The organism is Streptomyces sp. NBC_01520 (genome assembly GCF_045040375.1).
Classification (GTDB): Bacteria; Actinomycetota; Actinomycetes; order Streptomycetales; family Streptomycetaceae; genus Streptomyces.
In genome coordinates this window covers 5,571,979-5,590,323 of the sequence record NZ_CP109404.1, presented here as the reverse complement: position 1 = coordinate 5,590,323, position 18,345 = coordinate 5,571,979, and the positions used below count along the sequence as shown (strand labels likewise).

Here is an 18,345-nt window from a genome sequence, read left to right as displayed (position 1 = left end):
GCTCAACAGGGGGAATGATGCTGCGCATCCACTTCAGCGAGGCAGACCTGGCCCGCACGACACTGGCCGAAAGGCCGGACCCGCTCTGGGAAGTCGCCGCGAGTCTCCATCGATTCCAGACCCGGCGGGGCCGCTGGGCCTTCGCGGAGTGGTACAGATCCGGACGCCGGGACATGCGGGAACAGGGTCTTGAGCGCCCCGTCGGAACTCTGCTCCAGCCCTTGTATTCGAGAGGCGTGTACTTCCCGGATTTCCTGACTCCGTTTCAGGCGTCCGACGGACTGGAAAGCGGACTTCTCGCGATCCTCGACGCTCCGCCCGCACGGACAGCCGGAGAGATCGATCAGTTGTCACGGTCGTCCGGCATATCGCGCTGGACTTCGGAAATACCCGGCGCGCAGGGACGCCGGGAGCTCGTGCGGATTCTGCGCGCCTATCACCGCACGGTCCTCGCGCCGCACTGGGAGCACATACAGGCCCGCATCGAGGCGGAGCGCGCCGCCCGTCTGCGAGCGCTGCTGGCCCGGGGGGTGGAGGGGCTGCTGGCCGATCTCGGACCCACGATGCGCTGGGAGAACCCCGTCCTGCACGTCAAATATCCCGCCGAGGAACGGGACCTGCATCTGAACGGCCGTGGACTGCGTCTCGTGCCGTCGTACTTCTGCTGGGGTGCCCCGGTCAGTCTCGCCGATCCGGAGCTGCAACCGGTCCTGTGCTACCCGGTCCTCCAGGAACCGGCCACTCCCTCCCTCGACGCGGCGTGGGACGGACAGGAGAAGGCACTCGCCGCCCTGATCGGCCAGGCCCGCGCGGCTGTCCTGCGGACCACGGCGAGCGGCGCCACCACGGGGGAGATCGCGCGGGCCATCGGCGTCTCCGCGTCCTCCGCGAGCAGGCACGCGACCGTGCTGCGGGATGCCGGTCTGGTCACCAGCAGCCGGCACGGTACGAGTGTGCTCCATACGCTCACCCCGGCGGGGGCTTCGGTGCTGCGCGCGTCCACGCGCCGCGCGCGGAAGCCGACGGCCGACCACACGGAGGTGAGACGGCGGAGGTGAGACGGCGGCCGTTCCGCCGCCGGTGCCGGACATTCCTGTCGGACAAGCCCCCGAGCCGGGACTTTGTGGCCACGTTCACGCTCGTTGCCGCCGAACGACGGGACCTGCCACCTTCCGTCGAGCCGCTCGCAGCGCAACTGCGCGGCAGTGCAGGCGCGTTCGGCGTGGCCGGCCGCCTACCCGTCGAACCCGTCCCGCACGATCTGCCGGGCCACCTGCCCGCGTGCGTCGGCGAGTTCGGCGGCGATCCGTTGTTCACAGTCGGCGTCCGCCACGACGGCCGCGGGTGCGGGCGCCCCGACGAGCAGGCATTCGCGACACAGATGTGTCGGCGGATGGGTGTCGTCGACGCCGTGCCCCCTCCGGGCACCGACGCGCCGCTGCCTCTCGTACTCGTGCTCCGGAATCGACTCCGTGTGGGCCGCGAGGACCTCCCGCAGTCCGTCCTGCAGCCCTTCGGACCGGCCGGCACGGCGTGGGAGGGCGCGGAGCCTGTTGTTCTCGCGCCGCAGGGTGATGCGGACGGGCTCAGCGACGAGCAGCCGGTCCAGGAGTCCCACGGCCGCCTCGGTGGAACCGGCCCGGGCGGCAAGGGAGTCGGCGAGGTACTCGGCGCGCTGCTTGGACCGCAGGGTCAACTGGTCGAGCAGCATCAGCAGACCCGAGACCAGCGAACGGGGCACCATGTGGACGAGGTTCGCCAGGATCTCCAGCGGCGCCGGATCACCGGTCGGCTCCAGGCCGCGCACACCGCAGGTCGTCACGCTCGCGTTGACATCGGCGTCGACCGCGATCACGTCCACACTCCTGGTACCGGCCAACCTACCCAAGCGCCAGGTCGGCGGGAAGTCACGGACGGACGAACTGGTACATAAGGCACGTCGAGGTGTCCGTAACCCCCCAACGACCTTCCTACGGTGCCGCGAAGACGTCCTCCAGGTCCTGGAGGAGGCGGCGCTTCGGGCGGGCGCCGACCATCGACTTCACCGGTTCGCCGTCCCGGAAGACCATCAGCGTCGGCATCGAGAGCACCGCGTAGCGGCCGGCGATACCTGGGTTGTGGTCCACGTCGATCTGTACGACCTTGATGCGGTCGGCCTCCTCCGCCGCGACCGCGCTGAGCACGGGGGCGAGCTGGCGGCAGGGGCCGCACCAGTCGGCGGTGAATTCGACCAGGACGGGGAGACCGGCTCCCAGTACCTCCGCGTCGAACGTCGTGTCGGTGACCTCGGCGACACCTTCTGCGTGGATCATCTGTCATCCTCCCAGTTCACATCGTGGTTCGGGGCCGCCCGGCAGCTCGGCCGACGCCTCCAGCTCGGCGCGGGCCAGCTGGGCGCCCACCTCCGTACGCACCGACTGCAGCTGACCGATGAGCGCGTCCAGTTCACCGAGCTTGCGCCGGTAGACGGCGAGCGAGGCGGGGCAGGCGTCGCCTGCCGGATGGCCGGCGCGCAGGCAGTCGACGAAGGGGCGGGTCTCCTCCAGGTCGAACCCGAAGTCCTGCAGGGTCCGGATCTGCTGGATGAGCCGCAGGTCGCCCTCGTCGTACGTGCGGTAGCCGTTCTCCGCGCGGCGTGCGGGCAGCAGGCCGCGCGACTCGTAGTAGCGCAGCGTCCGTGTCGTCGTTCCGGCGCGTTCGGCCAGTTCCCCGATTCGCATACCGCGACCGTAATCCTTGACGCCGACGTCAAGGCAAGAGGAGGGGAGAGGGGAGGGGCCGGCGGTCGCCCTACGGACGCGGCCCGCCCGCACCGTGGCGGTGCGGGCGGGCCGGGGCGAGGCGAGGCGGTCGAGGTCCGGGGGAGTCCGTCGACCGGGGAGCCTCGCGGTCGGAAGGATCGAGGGGCTCAGACCTTCGCGAGCGACGGCTTGTCCTCGCCGCCGTCCCTGGCCTCCGGGATGTCCACGTCGGCGTCCGCGCCGGCGGGGTGGTGGTCGTCCGTCATCGTCTTCTCGTCGAACGGCAGGGCGCCGGAGAGGACCTGGTCCACCCGTGACCGGTCGATCTCCTTGGTCCAGGTGCCGACCAGGACGGTGGCGACCGCGTTGCCCGCGAAGTTCGTCAGGGCGCGGGCCTCGCTCATGAAGCGGTCGATGCCGACGATCAGGCCGACACCGTCGACCAGTTCGGGGCGGTGGGACTGCAGGCCGCCGGCGAGGGTGGCCAGTCCGGCGCCGGTGACACCCGCGGCACCCTTCGAGGCGATCACCATGAAGATCAGCAGCGAGATCTGCTCGCTGATGCTCAGCGGATCACCCGTCGCGTTGGCGATGAAGAGCGACGCCATCGTGAGGTAGATCGCGGTGCCGTCGAGGTTGAAGGAGTAACCGGTCGGCACGGTGATGCCGACGACGGGCTTGCTGACACCCATGTGCTCCATCTTCGCGATCAGCCGCGGAAGGGCCGACTCGGAGGAGGAGGTGGAGAGGATCAGCAGGAACTCACGGCCCAGGTACTTCAGCAGGGAGAGGATGTTGACCCCGGCCACCAGCCGCAGAATCGCTCCCAGGATGACGAACACGAAGAGCGCGCAGGTGACGTAGAAGCCGATCATGATGATCGCGAGGGACTTCAGCGCGTCCACGCCGGTCTCGCCGACCACCGCCGCCATCGCTCCGAACGCGCCGACCGGGGCAGCCCACATGATCATGGCGAGGATGCGGAAGACGAGGCGCTGGATGTGGCCGATGCCGCGCAGGACCGGTTCGCCGGCCGAGCCCATGGCCTGCAGGGCGAAGCCCGCGAGCAGGGCGATGAGCAGGGTCTGCAGGACCTCGCCCTCGGTGAAGGCCGAGACCATGGTCGTCGGGATGACGCCGAGCAGGAAGTCCACGGTGGACTCACTGGCCCCCGACGCCTGCTGCTCACCGGCGGCGCGTGCCGCGTCGGTGAGGTGGAGGCTGGAGCCGGGCTCCAGGATGTTGCCGACGACGAGGCCGATGGCCAGGGCCACGGTCGACATCACCAGGAAGTAGCCGAGGGCGAGGCCGCCGACGGCGCCGACCTTGGCGGCCTTGCGTACGGAGCCGACGCCCAGCACGATCGTGCAGAAGATGATCGGCGAGATCATCATCTTGATGAGGCTGACGAAGCCGGCGCCGATGGGCTTGAGCTCCACGGCCACGCCGGGAGCGACGAAGCCCACCGTGATGCCCAGCACCACGGCGGCGATCACGGCCAGGTAGAGATAGTGCGTGCGGTCCCGTCGTGCGGATTTCTCTGCCACGGGGGCCTCCTCGGGTATGCGGTCGCTCCCCCGTCCCTGGGGGCCCCGGTGACTATTCACTTCCCTGTGACGGCGGTCACCCTTGCGTTCATATCGTTCACGGACGCTTTCGAGCCATCTTGGGGCGGTGGGCCCTGCCAGGCAGACTGGGGCCATGCGCCTGTCCCGTACGCTCCCCCGCAGCCTGGCCGGCCAGCTCTTCGCCATGCAGGCCCTGCTCGTGGCCGCGGTCGTGGCCGGGTGCGCCTTCTTCGCATACGCCTCCGGCCGCTCCCAGGCGGAGGAGGCCGCTGACCGGCAGGTGCGGGCCGCCGCCCTCGCCATGGCCGGATCCCCGTCCGTGCGGGAGGCGATCCGTACCCCGGATCCGTCCGCCGTACTCCAGCCGTACGCGGAGCGGGTCCGCGCGGACACCGGGATCACCTTCGTCACGATCATGGATCGGGACCGGGTGCGCTGGACCCATCCGCATCCTGCGGAGATCGGCCGGACCTTCATCGGGAACACCGCTCCCGCGCTGCGCGGGGAGACGTTCACGGAGACGTACACCGGCACCCTGGGCCCTTCGATACGGGTGGTCACACCGATCCGTGACGGGGGCAGGATCGTCGGCCTGGTCAGCGCCGGCATCACGGTCGAGCGGGTCTCCACCCAGGTCCGCGAGCAGCTCGGCGCCCTGGCCATGGCGGCGGGCGCGGCGCTGGCGCTCGGCGGGTTCGGGACGTACGTGATCAATGCCAGGCTGCGGCGGCACACGCACGGGATGAACGCCCGCGAGCTGGGCCGGATGCACGACTACCACGAGGCCACCCTGCACGCGGTGCGCGAGGGGCTGCTGATGCTGGACGGGCGGCGCCGGATCGCGCTGATCAACGACGCGGGCCGGGAACTGCTCGGCCTGACAAACGGGTCGGTCGGGCGCAGGGTCGACGAGCTCGGCCTGCCCGCGCCGCTCACCGGGGCGCTGCTGGCTTCCGAGCCGCGGGTGGACGAGGTGTACCTGACGGCGGACCGGGTGATCGTCGTCAACACCAGCCCCGTGGTCGGCGGCGAGCAGCGCGGCACGGTGGTGACCCTGCGGGACCACACGGAGCTGCAGGCGCTGTCGGGCGAGCTGGACTCGGAGCGGGGTTTCACGCTGGCGCTGCGCTCGCAGGCCCACGAGGCGGCGAACCGCCTGCACACCGTGGTCTCGCTGATCGAGCTGGACCGGGTCGAGGAGGCGGTGGAGTTCGCGACGGCGGAGCTGGAGCTGGCCCAGGTCCTCACCGACCGGGTCGTCGGGGCGGTGGCGGAGCCGGTGCTGGCCGCGCTGCTGCTCGGCAAGGCGGCGCAGGCGAACGAGCGCGGTGTGGAGCTGGTGCTCGCGGAGGACAGCCTGATCGACGACGGGGCGCTGCCGCGTTCGATGGCGCCGCGCGATCTGGTGACGATCCTCGGCAACCTGATCGACAACGCGGTGGACGCCGCGTCGGAGTCGGTGACGGGCGGCGGCGGGGCGCCGGTGCCCGCGCAGCGCACCGCGACGCGGGCCCTGGTGACCGTGACCGCGCTCACGGAAGGGGGCGAGCTGCTGCTGCGGGTCGCCGACACCGGCGGCGGGATCGGCCCGGACGACGCGGACGAGGTGTTCCGGCGCGGCTGGACGACGCACGGCACGGGGCGCGGGCTTGGCCTGGCCCTCGTACGGCAGGCGGTCCACCGTAACGGCGGGACGGTCACCCTGGACCGGGGGCCGGACGGCGGCGCGGAGTTCACGGTGCGGCTCCCGCTCGCGGGCCGTACGGCGGAGGTGGCCACGGCATGAGCGGAACGGACGGCATGGACGGCGTGGGCGGCATGGGTGACACGGCGGGCAGAAGCGGTGGTGGCGGGGCAGGCGGCGCGGGCGGTGGTGACGGGGCGGGCAGTACGGGTGGGGTGATCCGCGTGCTGGTCGTGGAGGACGATCCGGTGGCCGCCGACGCCCATCAGCTGTACGTGGGCCGGGTGCCGGGTTTCGAGGTGGCCGCCGTCGCCCATACCCGCGCGGCGGCCGTGCGGGCCCTGGACCGGATGCCGGTCGACCTGCTGCTGCTCGACCTGTACCTGCCCGACGGGCACGGTCTCCAGCTGTTGCGTTCGCTGCGGGCCGCCGGACACGGTGCCGACGTCATCGCCGTGACGTCGGCGCGTGATCTGGCGGTGGTGCGGGAAGGCGTGTCGCTCGGCGTCGTCCAGTACGTGCTGAAGCCGTTCACGTACCCCACCCTGCGGGACCGGCTCCTGCGCTACGCCGCGTTCCGGGCGGCGGCCGGTGAGGCGAGCGGCCAGGAGGAGGTGGACCGGGCGCTGGGGGCGTTGCGGGTCGCGGACCCGGCCAGCCTGCCCAAGGGGCTGAGCGGTCCGACGCTGGAAGTGGTGACGCGGTCGCTGCGGGAGTCCCCGGACGGGGTCACGGCGTCGGCCGCGGGCGAGGAGGTGGGGATCTCCCGGATCACCGCCCGCCGCTATCTGGAGCACCTGGTGACGGCGGGCCGCGCCGTCCGACGGCCGAGCTACGGTCAGGTAGGCCGCCCCGAGCTGCATTACACCTGGGTGGCTGAAACACGCCCCTAGGCGAAGACACCCGGGCGAATCACTCCTAGGAGGATCGTACGAAGGGTGAACCGTTAGGAACAGCCTGTAGCCAGGGGGTTCTTGTGCTCATACGGTGAAGCCGTGCACACGACTCCGCCCTTCAACGCCCCTGCCGCACGCCGACTTCGCGAAGCGCTGGGAATGGCTCCCGGACATGTTGCGTACGGCCTCGGCGCCCAGTACGGACTTCAGATAACCGCCGAGACCGTGATGGCCTGGGAGCGTGGTGTGGCCCTGCCGGGCGAGCGCGAACTGACGGCCCTCGCCGGTGTGCTGTGGTGCGCGCCGGAGGAACTGCTGGCCGCGGCGAGCACGTTGCGCGAGCACCGGCAGTCGCGGGACATCGAGGTGGAGGACCTGGCGCGGACGCTCGGGATGACCGCCGCCGCGTATCAGCGGATCGAGGACTCGGGACGCTGGCGGGGCAACGAGCGTCAGGCCGTGTCCCTCTGCCAGGCGCTGGACATGTCGGCCGCGCAGTTCCTCACGGCGACCGGCCGCAACGAGGAGCTGGCGGAGCTCCTGAACAAGGCGGTGGCCACGCGCTGGCAGGCGTACGTCAAGCCGGTGGCGAAGATGGTGCCGCTGGACAAGGTCCTGGTCCAGAACGTGCTGGAGCAGCTTCACACCGACTACCAGGCCCTGGTCCTGTCGACGCAGGCCTGGAACAGCGCCGGCCGGGAGCGCACGGAGGCGGAGAGCGACGCACGGGAGTTCCTGGTGCGGGTGGTCGAGCAGTTCTGGCGGACCGCGGGGATCTGATCCGGCCAACCGGGCCTGTTGCCTGAGACCTGTCAGCCGCGTCCGAGCGGCCCCGGTCGCCCGTGAGGGACGGCCGGAGCCGCTCGTGCCCCTTCCTGCCAGGCCGGAAGGGGCACGAGGAACCCGCGGGCGCCGCCCCGGTCAGAAGACCGACTCGGCCTCGTACATCCGGTCGCTGGGCACGGTCTTCAGCCGGGTCACCGCGTCGGCCAGCGGGACCATGGCGATCTCGGAGCCGCGCAGGGCCGTCATCCGGCCGAAGTCGCCCCGGTGCACGGCCTCCACCGCGTTCCAGCCGAAGCGGGTCGCGAGCACCCGGTCGTACGCGGTCGGCGTGCCGCCGCGCTGCACATGGCCGAGAATGACTGGCCGGGCCTCCTTGCCGAGCCGCCGTTCCAGCTCGGTGGCCAGCCGGTTGCCGATGCCCTGGAAGCGCTCGTGGCCGAACTGGTCGATCTCGCCCTTGGCGTACGTCATGGAGCCCTCCGCCGGGTGCGCGCCCTCGGCGACGCAGATGACGGCGAACTTCTTGCCGCGCGCGAAGCGCTCCTCGACCATCTTCACCAGGTCGTCGACCTGGAAGGGCCGCTCGGGGAGGCAGATGCCGTGGGCGCCGCCGGCCATGCCGGACTCCAGCGCGATCCAGCCCGCGTGGCGGCCCATGACCTCGACGACCATGACCCGCTGGTGCGACTCGGCGGTGGTCTTGAGACGGTCTATGGCCTCGGTCGCGACACCCACCGCGGTGTCGAAGCCGAAGGTCCGGTCGGTGGCGGAGATGTCGTTGTCGATCGTCTTCGGGACGCCGACGACGGGCATTCCCGCGTCCGAGAGCATCCGGGCGGCGGTCAGCGTGCCCTCGCCGCCGATCGGGATGAGGGCGTCGATGCCGTAACGGCGGGACAGCTCCTCACAGTTCTCCGCGGCCTCGCGCAGCCGGTCGCGCTCCAGCCGGGCGGAGCCGAGGATCGTGCCGCCGCGGGCCAGGATGCCGCTGACGGCGTTGAGGTCGAGGGGCCGGAAGTGGCCGTCGAGCAGCCCCTTGAAGCCGTCCTCGAACCCGATGACTTCATCGCCGTGCCCCACCACGGCACGGTGGACGACCGACCGGATCACGGCGTTCAGGCCGGGGCAGTCGCCGCCTGCGGTGAGAATTCCGATGCGCATCGTGCTCTGTCTCCTGCTCGCTAGGGCCGGTCGGTTCCGGGAGCCACTCGAGAACCCCCGTACCGTGAGCCATCACGATTGTCCCACGCCGGGTCCGGACACCGCGCTCCCGGCTGCTCCGGCCCCTGCCGGAGCGGCGCGCGGAGCGGCCTCCTCCCGGCGGGCGGCATACCTGCCCCCGTAGGTATCGTCAAGAGGACATGACCAGCCGAACAGGACGGGAGAGCACGCGTGGCGCGCAGCGTGTACGTGACCGGAATCGACCGGGGAGACGGCCGCCAGGTCGTCGATCTGGGAGTCATGGAGCTACTGACGCGTCAGGTGGACCGGGTCGGTGTCTTCCGGCCGCTGGTCCATGACGGACCCGACCGGCTGTTCGGGTTGCTGCGGGCCCGCTACCGGCTCTCGCAGAGCGCGGAGACGGTCTTCGGCCTCGACTACCACGAGGCGTCGACGATCCAGGCGGAGCAGGGTACCGACGAGCTGGTCTCCCGGCTCGTCGAGCGGTTCCACCGGGTGGCCCGCGACTACGAGGTCGTCCTGGTCCTCGGCAGCGACTTCGCCGCCACCCAGCTCCCCGACGAACTGGCGCTGAACGCCCGGCTCGCCAACGAGTTCGGCGCCTCGGTGATCGCGGTGGTCGGCGGCAAGGGCCAGGACGCGGAGTCCGTACGGGCCGAGACGCACAACGCCTACCGGGCGTACGCGGGCCTGGGCTGCGACGTCCTCTCGATGATCGTGAACCGGGTGGCGTCCGAGGACCGGGCGGAGATCGCCGAGCGGCTGGCGGCCCGGCTGCCGGTGCCCTGCTCGGTGCTGCCGGACGATCCGGCGCTCTCCGCGCCGACCGTCGCGCAGATCACCACGGCACTGGGCGGAACGGTTCTCCTCGGCGACGACTCGGGCCTGGGCCGGGACGCGCTGAACTTCGTCTTCGGCGGCGCGATGCTGCCGAACCTCCTCAAGGCCCTGACCCCGGGCTGCCTGGTCGTCACCCCCGGCGACCGGGCGGACCTGGTCATCGGCTCGCTCGCCGCGCACAGTGCGGGCACCCCGCCCATCGCCGGCGTCCTGCTGACGCTGGACGAGCGCCCCGGCGAGGAGATACTCAGGCTGGCCGCCCGCCTCGCCCCGGGCACCCCGGTCGTCGCGGTGGCCGGCGGATCCTTCCCCACGGCGGGTGAACTCTTCGCACTGGAAGGCAAGTTGAACGCCTCCACGCCCCGCAAGTCGGAGACCGCCCTCGGTCTCTTCGGGCGCCACGTGGACACGGGTGCGCTGCTGGAGCGGATCTCGGTGGCCCGCAGCGGCCGGGTCACCCCCATGATGTTCGAGCACGAACTGCTGGAACAGGCCCGCTCGAACCGGCGCCGGGTCGTCCTGCCCGAGGGCACGGAGGAACGCGTCCTGCGCGCCGCCGATGTGCTGCTGCGCCGCGACGTCTGCGACCTGACGCTCCTGGGCGACGTGGACGTCATCCGCAAGAAGGCCGCCGACCTCGGCATCGACCTCGCGGACACGCAGCTGATCAACCCGCAGACCTCCGAGCTGCGCCAGGCCTTCGCCGAGCAGTACGCCCTGCTCCGCGCGCACCGCGGTGTGACGGTGGAGCTCGCGTACGACGTCGTGTCGGACGTCAACTACTTCGGCACGCTGATGGTCCAGGACGGCCTGGCCGACGGCATGGTCTCCGGTTCGGTGCACTCCACGGCGGCGACCATCCGTCCCGCCTTCGAGATCATCAGGACGAAGCCGGATGCCTCGATCGTCTCCTCGGTCTTCTTCATGTGCCTCGCCGACAAGGTCCTGGTGTACGGCGACTGCGCGGTCAACCCCGATCCGGACGCCGAGCAGCTCGCGGACATCGCGGTGCAGTCGGCGGTCACCGCGGCACGCTTCGGTGTGGACCCCCGGATCGCGATGCTTTCGTACTCGACGGGAACCTCGGGCACGGGTGCGGACGTCGACAAGGTGCGGAAGGCGACCGAGCGGGTACGCGCCTCCCGGCCGGACCTGAGGATCGAGGGCCCCATCCAGTACGACGCGGCGGTCGAACCGTCCGTCGCCGCGACCAAGCTGCCGGCGTCGGAGGTGGCGGGGCGGGCGACCGTGCTGATCTTCCCGGACCTCAACACGGGCAACAACACCTACAAGGCCGTCCAGCGCTCGGCGGGCGCCGTCGCGGTCGGCCCGGTACTGCAGGGGCTGCGCAAGCCGGTCAACGACCTCTCGCGCGGCGCCCTCGTACAGGACATCGTGAACACCGTGGCCATCACCGCGATCCAGGCGCAGGACGAGGAGCGGACCGGATGACCCCCACGCACAGCACCGTCGAGGCGAGCCGGGTGCTCGTCCTGAACTCGGGGTCCTCCTCGGTGAAGTACCAGCTCCTGGACATGCGCGACCGCACCCGGCTGGCGACGGGTCTGGTCGAGCGGATCGGTGAGGAGACCTCCCGGCTGGTGCACACGCCGTCGGCCGGCGCCCCCCGTGAGCGCACCGGCCGGATCGCCGACCACGAGCAGGCGCTGAGGGCGGCGGCCGAGGAGCTGGCGGCCGACGGGCTCGGCCTGGATTCCCCCGAGCTGGCGGCGATCGGCCACCGGGTGGTGCACGGCGGGCTCAGGTTCAGCGAGCCCACCGTGGTCACCGACGAGGTGCTGGAGGAGATCGAGCGGCTGGTCCCGGTGGCCCCGCTGCACAACCCGGCGAACATCACCGGGATCCGTACGGCGCAGGGACTGCGCCCGGACCTTCCACAGGTGGCGGTCTTCGACACGGCGTTCCACACGACGATGCCGGAGCACGCGGCACGGTACGCGATCGACGTGGCGACCGCCGACGCGCACCGCATCCGCCGCTACGGCTTCCACGGCACCTCGCACGCGTACGTGTCGCGGCGGGCGGCCGAGCTGCTGGGCCGGCCGGTGGCGGACGTGAACGTGATCGTGCTGCACCTGGGCAACGGCGCCTCGGCCTCCGCGGTGGCGGGCGGCCGGTGCGTGGAGACGTCCATGGGACTGACCCCCTTGGAGGGGCTGGTCATGGGTACGCGTTCCGGGGACATCGATCCGGCCGTCACCTTCCACCTCAAGCGGGTGGCCGGCATGTCGGCGGACGAGATCGACGACCTGCTGAACAAGCGGAGCGGCCTGGTCGGCCTGTGCGGCGACAACGACATGCGGGAGATCCGGCGCCGGGTGGAGGAGGGCGACGAGCGTGCCACGCTGGCCTTCGACATCTACGTCCACCGGCTGAAGAAGTACATCGGCGCCTATTCGGCGGTCCTCGGCCGGGTGGACGCCGTGGTGTTCACGGCGGGGGTCGGGGAGAACTCGGCTCCGGTGCGGGAGGCTGCGATCGCGGGGCTGGAGGGTTTCGGCCTCGCGGTGGACCCGGACCGTAACGCCGTACGGTCCGGCGAACCGCGGCTGATCTCCCCCGACGACGCACGGGTGGCCGTCGCCGTGGTGCCCACGGACGAGGAGCTGGAGATCGCCGGCCAGACCTTCGCACTGGTCCACAACTGAGCGGACCCGCGCCCCTTTGTATCTTCCACCAGACGGAATATTCCGCAGCGAAACAAACCGATAGGATCCGCCTCATGCGCCGTTCCAAAATCGTCTGTACCCTCGGTCCCGCCGTCGACTCCCATGAGCAGCTCGTCGCTCTGATCGAGGCCGGCATGAGCGTGGCCCGTTTCAACTTCAGTCACGGCTCCCACGAGGAGCACCAAGGCCGTTACGACCGGGTCCGCAAGGCCGCAGCCGAGACCGGCCGCGCGGTCGGCGTGCTCGCCGACCTCCAGGGCCCGAAGATCCGCCTGGCGAAGTTCGCCGAGGGGCCCGTCGAGCTGGTCCGCGGGGACGAGTTCGTCATCACCTCCGAGGACGTCCCGGGCGACAAGTCGATCTGCGGTACGACCTACAAGGGTCTGCCCGGGGACGTCACCAAGGGTGACCCGATCCTGATCAACGACGGCAACGTCGAGCTCAAGGTCGTCTCGGTCGACGGCCCGCGTGTCACCACCATCGTCATCGAGGGCGGTGTCATCTCCGACCACAAGGGCATCAACCTGCCCGGTGCGGCGGTGAACGTTCCCGCGCTGTCCGGCAAGGACGTCGAGGACCTGCGGTTCGCCCTGCGGATGGGCTGCGACCTGGTCGCGCTGTCCTTCGTGCGGGACGCCGAGGACGTCAAGGACGTGCACAAGGTGATGGACGAGGAGGGCCGCCGGGTCCCCGTCATCGCCAAGGTCGAGAAGCCCCAGGCCGTCGAGCACATGGAGGGCGTCGTCGCCGCCTTCGACGGTGTGATGGTGGCCCGCGGTGACCTGGCCGTCGAGTATCCGCTCGAGAAGGTCCCGATGGTGCAGAAGCGCCTCATCGAGCTGTGCCGCCGCAACGCCAAGCCGGTGATCGTGGCGACCCAGATGATGGAGTCGATGATCACCAACTCGCGGCCGACCCGCGCCGAGGCGTCCGACGTCGCGAACGCGATCCTGGACGGCGCGGACGCGGTCATGCTGTCCGCGGAGTCCTCCGTGGGCGCGTACCCGATCGAGACGGTCAAGACGATGGCGAAGATCGTCGTCGCCGCCGAGGAGGAGCTCCTCTCCAAGGGCCTCCAGCCCCTGGTCCCGGGCAAGAAGCCCCGTACGCAGGGTGGTTCGGTCGCCCGCGCCGCCGCCGAGATCGCGGACTTCCTCAACGGCAAGGCACTGGTCGCGTTCACCTCGTCCGGTGACACCGCCCGCCGCCTCTCCCGCTACCGCGCCGCGCAGCCGATCCTGGCCTTCACGACGGACGAGTCCACCCGCAACCAGCTCGCGCTGAGCTGGGGCGTCGAGTCGCACGTGGTCCCGCACGTGAACAACACGGACGCCATGGTCGACCTGGTCGACGAGGAGCTCCTGAAGCTGAACCGCTACACCACCGGCGACATCATGGTGATGACCGCCGGCTCGCCCCCCGGTGTCGCCGGCACCACGAACATGGTCCGGGTCCACCACCTGGGCGGCGAGAAGCGCGACTGACGCGCCCTGCCCGTGACTGTGGCCCGCACCCCCGGACAACAGGGGTGCGGGCCACAGTCCTTGTGCGGCTCCCGAACGGGTCTGTGGGTCAGCTGTCGCCGCCGGTGAAGTAGTTCTGCAGTCCGGGGACCTTGAGCGAGCCGCCGAACTGGCCGGCCTGGGTCACCTTCACGTCGGTGAAGAAGGCGAACGGAACGTTCAGCGGCGGCGGGGTCTGGGGGTTGAAGGTGATCGGGATGAGGCCGAAGAGGTTGCCCTTCAGCTCCTCCGTGTACATCGTCACCGTGCCGTTGCGGATGGTCGACGTGGAACCCGACGCCGCCTTGACGTGGCCGGTGGTGCCGGCCGTCGGACCCGTCGTCAGCTGGTGCAGGTCCTTGATGTCGACGGAGCTCGCGGTGAACTTCAGCACCTTCTTGACCGTGCCGTTGTACGTCTTCACCTCGACGATGCCCGCGTAGTCCAGCCCGGTGAGGGTGAGCAGCGACGACTCCAGGATCCACGGGTCGTCCGGGAGCAGCGGCAGGCCCTGCTCCAGGTCGGCCGCGGCGAGCGCCTCGGGGTCGGCGGTCGGGCACGGGAAGCGCTCCTTGGCGCCGTCCGGCACGTCCTCGTCCTTGACGGGGTCGAGGCCCTTGACGTCCTCGTCGAGCTCCTCGACGTCCTGGCCGGCCTTGTCGGCCGCTTCCCGGATGGCGTCGGCGGTGCCGTCGGCCTCGTCCTTCGCCTCCTCGGTGGCTTCCTCGACCGGATCGGTGGCCGCGGTCTCCGTCGGCTTCGGCTCCGGGGCCTGTGCGGTGGCGCTCGGGGACGGGCTCGCCGTCTCCTTGTCGCCGTCGAGGAGGTCCTTGATGGCGTCACCGACACCCAGCGGGTCGAGCGGGTTCACCGACTTGGTGGGCGTGGGCGTCGCGCTGGGCGTCGCCGCGGCCTTGTTCTCGGACGGTGCGGTCTCCGCGGGAGCACTCGCGCTCGCGGAGGGCTTCGGGGCCTCGGCCCCGCCCGTGTCCGGCTTCTCGTCCGTGTCCTTGCCGCCCTCGGCCTCGCCGGTGGACGTGGCGCTCGGTGCCGGCGTCGCCTTCGGTTCCTCGGATTCGCCCGGTACGTCGGAGCGCGTCACACAGGGACCGGGGGCGAAGGGGATGTCGCTGTCGTCGGCCAGCGCGAGCTTGGGGGTGAGTCCCATGCCGACGAAGACCGCCGTGGGCATCGCGGCAAGTGCGAACGCCTTCTTGCCCGAAGGCATGTTCAGCTTCGTCAGCAGCGACTTCCTGGGCGCCGCGTGCCGGGGTCCTCTGCGCTCGCGGAGGCCCTCCGGACCGGCGTCGCCCGTCTGTGTCTCGTCACCCCGCACGGTGTCCCCCGCTTTCGACCTCGGCCGACTTCTCGTACGGCGACAGCTGCTGCGGGACCGCGGCCGGGTCGTAGTACTGCGGTGCGGTCTCCTCCGTCTCCGGTGCGTCCTCGAAGGTCCGTGCCTTCGGCTCGGGAGCCGTGGTGCCGGCCTCCGGATCGGCGGGTGCCCAGGAGATGGAGAGAGCTCCGCCGAGGAGGGAGAAGACGAAACCGATCAGGAATCCGCCGATGTTGGCGACGGGTATCGAGATCAGCGCCAGCAGGATCGCCGCGACACCGGCGAAGACCCTCACGATGTGGTGGAACCACATGGTCAGGCCCAGCGTGATGAGCAGGATCCCGATGATCAGGGAACCCGCACCGGCGGTCGTGGACATCGCGATCGTCATGTTGCCGAGGTGCATGTTCGCGTACGGGAAGTACGCGATGGGTACACCACCCAGGATGGTGAACAGGCCCGCCCAGAACGGCCGGTTACCCCGCCAGGTGCGGAATCCCCGCCGGAAGACGGTGAGGTAGTGCTCGTTCTGCCCTGTGGACTCGGGGCTCATGGAAAACAGCTCCCTGGAACCGGTACTGCTGTGAGAAGAGAAAGGGTGGGCGGCCGGAGGCCCTCAGGGAGCGTTCCGGCCACCCGGGCGAGTGCTAGAAGCACTCCTTGACGCCCTTGTGCAGCTTCAGGCTCAGGTTGCTGAGCTTGAAGGTGCCGGCGGTGGTTGCCCACGCCGTCTGCTCCACGTCGGTGAGCGTGGCCTTCTTGGCGCGCTGGGCGAAGCCGCCCGCCTTGACGGCCTTCTCCGTACCCGGCTGGATGCCAGGCGCACCGACGGAACCGGCTCCGACGCCGATGTCGATCTGCTCGAAGTACGCGTCCGCGTCGAGCTGAGCGATGTCGAGGTAGAGGTTGGTCGCCTCGACCGGCTTCTTCGGGTCGGTGCCGGCCGTCAGGTTGAGGCTGACACTGCCGAGACCGAAGGGCAGGTTCGGCGTCACGACCGACTGGCACATGTTGGTGATCGTGGCCTTGCTGAAGCCCGACACGGCCACCGGGTGTGCCTGGGCCTTGTCGCCCTCGATGTCCGTTCCGACAGCGACGCTGCCGTACTGGACGAAGTCCTCACCGACGAGCTTGTCGGTGCTGACCTTGAAGCTCTGCCCGGAGACGCTGAACGACGCGGCCAGCGCACCCTGCGCCAGGCCGACGCCGACTGCTGCGGTCGCGACGACGCTCGGCACCATGACCAGAGCGAAACGCTTCCATCTGGTACCACCGCGAACCTGGGAACTCATAAATTTCCTCCTTCTCGGACGTACATCTCCGGTACGGGCATCGTGCCCGTCCTGGGATGGGAGAAGTGCTACGTCCTCGGGAAGGAGAGCGCCCGGACCGGAGGCGCGTACCGCATCCGAATCACCGGCGATCACCCCCGAGCGACAACCACTGGCCGCGCGTCTGCGCAACCGGTTCGGACAGGCCCTGCCGAGGGCAGGAACCCCCCTGTCCGCGATCGGCGCCACTGCCGCCGACCACCCGGTGGGGACCCAACAGGCCGCCGGTGCCGACTGGCTGTCGGGCTGGCGGGCATTGGACCGAGCGTGGCCGATCGTGGTGCATTCCCGCCCTCGACACAAGGGGGGTCGTTACTCGCTAGTAACGGCACGATAACCGGGGTGCGACAGGGGGGTACCGTCCGGCCACACAGGGTGGCACCAAAGGGACGCTCGAATGCGGAGATTGACGCCCGAAAAGGGACAGACTCCTGGGTGCGATTTACTGCCAGTAACAGTGCGTACTTCTGTCAAGATTTGGTAAAGCGAAGGCGTACGTTGTCGTTCGCCCGCGAAAACGGCCGCGGCACCCCGGGGGCACCACGGCCGTGTTGTCACATCAGAACAAGACCCGTGCGAGGGCCGTCCGGGCGGCGGTGACCCGGGGGTCCTCGGGGCCGATCACCTCGAAGAGCTCCAGGAGCCGCAGCCGCACCGCGTCCCGGTCGTCACCGAAATTGCCGCGGACCGTCTCGACGAGCCGGCCGAAGGCGTCCTCCACGTGACCGCCCACGAGATCCAGGTCCGCTGCGGCCATCTGTGCCGCCGGATCGGCCGGATTCTCCGCGGCGTCCTTGCGGACCTGCTGCGGGTCCAGGGCCGCGACCCTGCCCAGCAGTTCGGCCTGGGCCAGGCCCAGTTTGGCCTCGGTGTTGACCGGATCGTCGGCGAGAACGCTCTTGTACGCCCGCACGGCTCCGTCGAAGTCGTTGGCGTCCAGAGCCGTCACGGCCGTCTCCAGGAGCGCGTCGTACGGCCCTGCGGGCACCTCGGCCGGGGCCGCGTCCTCGGCTTCCCCGGCGGCGTCCTGGCCGACCACGATCCCGGTGAGACCGAAGCGCTCCTCGCCGACCTGGATCAGCTGGTCCAGCGTCTGGCGGATCTGGCTCTCGGGGGCTGCCCCCTGGAAGAGCGGCAGGGCCTGCCCGGCCACCACGGCGAAGACCGCGGGGATGCCCTGGATCCCGAACTGCTGCATCAGCATCTGGTTGGCGTCGACATCGACCTTGGCCAGCACGAAGCGGCCGTTGTACTCGGTGGCGAGACGCTCCAGGAGCGGGCCGAGCTGTTTGCACGGCTCGCACCACTCGGCCCAGAAGTCGATGACTACGGGCACTTCGGTGGAGCGCTGGAGGACGTCGCGCTCGAAGCCGGCCTCATCGACGTCGATCACCAGGGAGGCGGGGGCGACGGCGCCGCCGCCACCCTGCCGGGCGGACTCCGCGCGCGCCTGCTCCGCCTTCGTCTTGGCCTCGCCGGCCGCCTTGACAGCGGCGAGGTCGACGACGCCGCTCATGGACATGTTCCTAGGCTGCATACGTACATCCTCCCCCCTGGGCGCACTGTTCCGGAAAGCGATCCGCGAACCGCCTCCGTCCACAGCCACGCCGGCGTGCGGGGCGGACGGACGGACACGGCCACAGGGCCCTGAAAAACCCCGCATTCGACACCGGGTCCCCACCCGGCACATGGCTGTCGATCGGTCGTGGCGTGGCGACGGGCGAACCGTCCTCCTTACGCTACGACCCGTAGCGTAACTGCCCGGACCCCCTCCCGGGCAAGAGTGTCC

General features: G+C 70.4%; 16 protein-coding genes. 7 read left to right on the top strand and 9 right to left on the bottom strand.

Features of this window, described 5'->3' with window-relative positions; genetic code table 11:
• The first annotated feature begins 14 nt into the window (after window positions 1-14).
• Window positions 15-1,058, top strand: coding sequence for an ArsR/SmtB family transcription factor (locus OG524_RS25620; RefSeq protein WP_405811734.1), 1,044 nt, complete (start codon window positions 15-17; stop codon window positions 1,056-1,058).
• 176 nt (window positions 1,059-1,234) lie between these two features.
• On the opposite strand, the gene OG524_RS25615 is transcribed toward OG524_RS25620, so the two are convergent.
• The 4 genes from OG524_RS25615 to OG524_RS25600 form a co-directional block, all read right to left on the bottom strand.
• Window positions 1,235-1,855: a hypothetical protein gene (locus tag OG524_RS25615; protein ID WP_405811733.1), complete on the bottom strand. Its 621-nt coding sequence runs from the start codon at window positions 1,853-1,855 to the stop codon at window positions 1,235-1,237.
• 115 nt (window positions 1,856-1,970) lie between these two features.
• The gene (gene trxA, locus OG524_RS25610; protein ID WP_405388531.1) at window positions 1,971-2,312 is read right to left on the bottom strand and encodes a thioredoxin; all 342 of its coding nucleotides are present in this window, start codon (window positions 2,310-2,312) and stop codon (window positions 1,971-1,973) included.
• A gap of 3 nt (window positions 2,313-2,315) precedes the next feature.
• Window positions 2,316-2,720, bottom strand: coding sequence for a MerR family transcriptional regulator (locus tag OG524_RS25605; protein ID WP_384501569.1), 405 nt, complete (start codon window positions 2,718-2,720; stop codon window positions 2,316-2,318).
• Between the two features lie 188 nt (window positions 2,721-2,908).
• Window positions 2,909-4,288: a cation:dicarboxylate symporter family transporter gene (locus OG524_RS25600; protein WP_405388532.1), complete on the bottom strand. Its 1,380-nt coding sequence runs from the start codon at window positions 4,286-4,288 to the stop codon at window positions 2,909-2,911.
• Between the two features lie 154 nt (window positions 4,289-4,442).
• Here OG524_RS25600 and OG524_RS25595 point away from each other — a divergent pair, with 154 nt between their 5' ends.
• The 3 genes from OG524_RS25595 (at window position 4,443) to OG524_RS25585 (ending at window position 7,669) form a co-directional block, all read left to right on the top strand.
• Window positions 4,443-6,095, top strand: a complete 1,653-nt coding sequence (locus OG524_RS25595) for an ATP-binding protein (protein ID WP_405811732.1) — start codon at window positions 4,443-4,445, stop codon at window positions 6,093-6,095.
• Between the two features lie 113 nt (window positions 6,096-6,208).
• Entirely contained in the window at window positions 6,209-6,886 is a 678-nt protein-coding gene (locus OG524_RS25590; RefSeq protein ID WP_405812502.1) for a response regulator, read from the top strand.
• Window positions 6,887-7,048: 162 nt separating this feature from the next.
• Window positions 7,049-7,669 (top strand): helix-turn-helix domain-containing protein, encoded by a 621-nt coding sequence (locus OG524_RS25585; RefSeq protein WP_405393097.1) that lies wholly within the window; start codon window positions 7,049-7,051, stop codon window positions 7,667-7,669.
• 141 nt (window positions 7,670-7,810) lie between these two features.
• Here OG524_RS25585 and OG524_RS25580 read toward each other — a convergent pair whose 3' ends face one another.
• Entirely contained in the window at window positions 7,811-8,836 is a 1,026-nt protein-coding gene (locus OG524_RS25580) for an ATP-dependent 6-phosphofructokinase (RefSeq protein WP_405388534.1), read from the bottom strand.
• Between the two features lie 231 nt (window positions 8,837-9,067).
• On the opposite strand from OG524_RS25580, the gene pta reads away from it, so the two are divergent.
• The 3 genes from pta to pyk all read left to right on the top strand — a co-directional run bounded on the left by pta (window position 9,068) and on the right by pyk (window position 13,871).
• Window positions 9,068-11,149: a phosphate acetyltransferase gene (pta, locus tag OG524_RS25575; RefSeq protein WP_405388535.1), complete on the top strand. Its 2,082-nt coding sequence runs from the start codon at window positions 9,068-9,070 to the stop codon at window positions 11,147-11,149.
• Window positions 11,146-12,366: an acetate kinase gene (locus OG524_RS25570; RefSeq protein WP_405388536.1), complete on the top strand. Its 1,221-nt coding sequence runs from the start codon at window positions 11,146-11,148 to the stop codon at window positions 12,364-12,366. The genes pta and OG524_RS25570 overlap by 4 nt, the downstream gene beginning before the upstream one ends.
• Window positions 12,367-12,440: 74 nt before the next feature.
• Window positions 12,441-13,871 (top strand): pyruvate kinase, encoded by a 1,431-nt coding sequence (gene pyk, locus OG524_RS25565; RefSeq protein ID WP_405388537.1) that lies wholly within the window; start codon window positions 12,441-12,443, stop codon window positions 13,869-13,871.
• A gap of 88 nt (window positions 13,872-13,959) precedes the next feature.
• On the opposite strand, the gene OG524_RS25560 is transcribed toward pyk, so the two are convergent.
• The 4 genes from OG524_RS25560 to OG524_RS25545 all read right to left on the bottom strand — a co-directional run bounded on the left by OG524_RS25560 (window position 13,960) and on the right by OG524_RS25545 (window position 18,072).
• Window positions 13,960-15,225, bottom strand: a complete 1,266-nt coding sequence (locus OG524_RS25560) for a hypothetical protein (RefSeq protein ID WP_405388538.1) — start codon at window positions 15,223-15,225, stop codon at window positions 13,960-13,962.
• Complete coding sequence (locus OG524_RS25555) at window positions 15,215-15,778, bottom strand: DUF6114 domain-containing protein (protein WP_405388539.1); 564 nt, start codon at window positions 15,776-15,778, stop codon at window positions 15,215-15,217. Before OG524_RS25555 ends, OG524_RS25560 begins: the two co-directional genes overlap by 11 nt.
• A gap of 94 nt (window positions 15,779-15,872) precedes the next feature.
• The gene (locus OG524_RS25550; RefSeq protein ID WP_405388540.1) at window positions 15,873-16,517 is read right to left on the bottom strand and encodes a DUF6230 family protein; all 645 of its coding nucleotides are present in this window, start codon (window positions 16,515-16,517) and stop codon (window positions 15,873-15,875) included.
• Window positions 16,518-17,115: 598 nt separating this feature from the next.
• Window positions 17,116-18,072: a tetratricopeptide repeat protein gene (locus OG524_RS25545; protein ID WP_405811731.1), complete on the bottom strand. Its 957-nt coding sequence runs from the start codon at window positions 18,070-18,072 to the stop codon at window positions 17,116-17,118.
• Window positions 18,073-18,345: the final 273 nt, after the last annotated feature.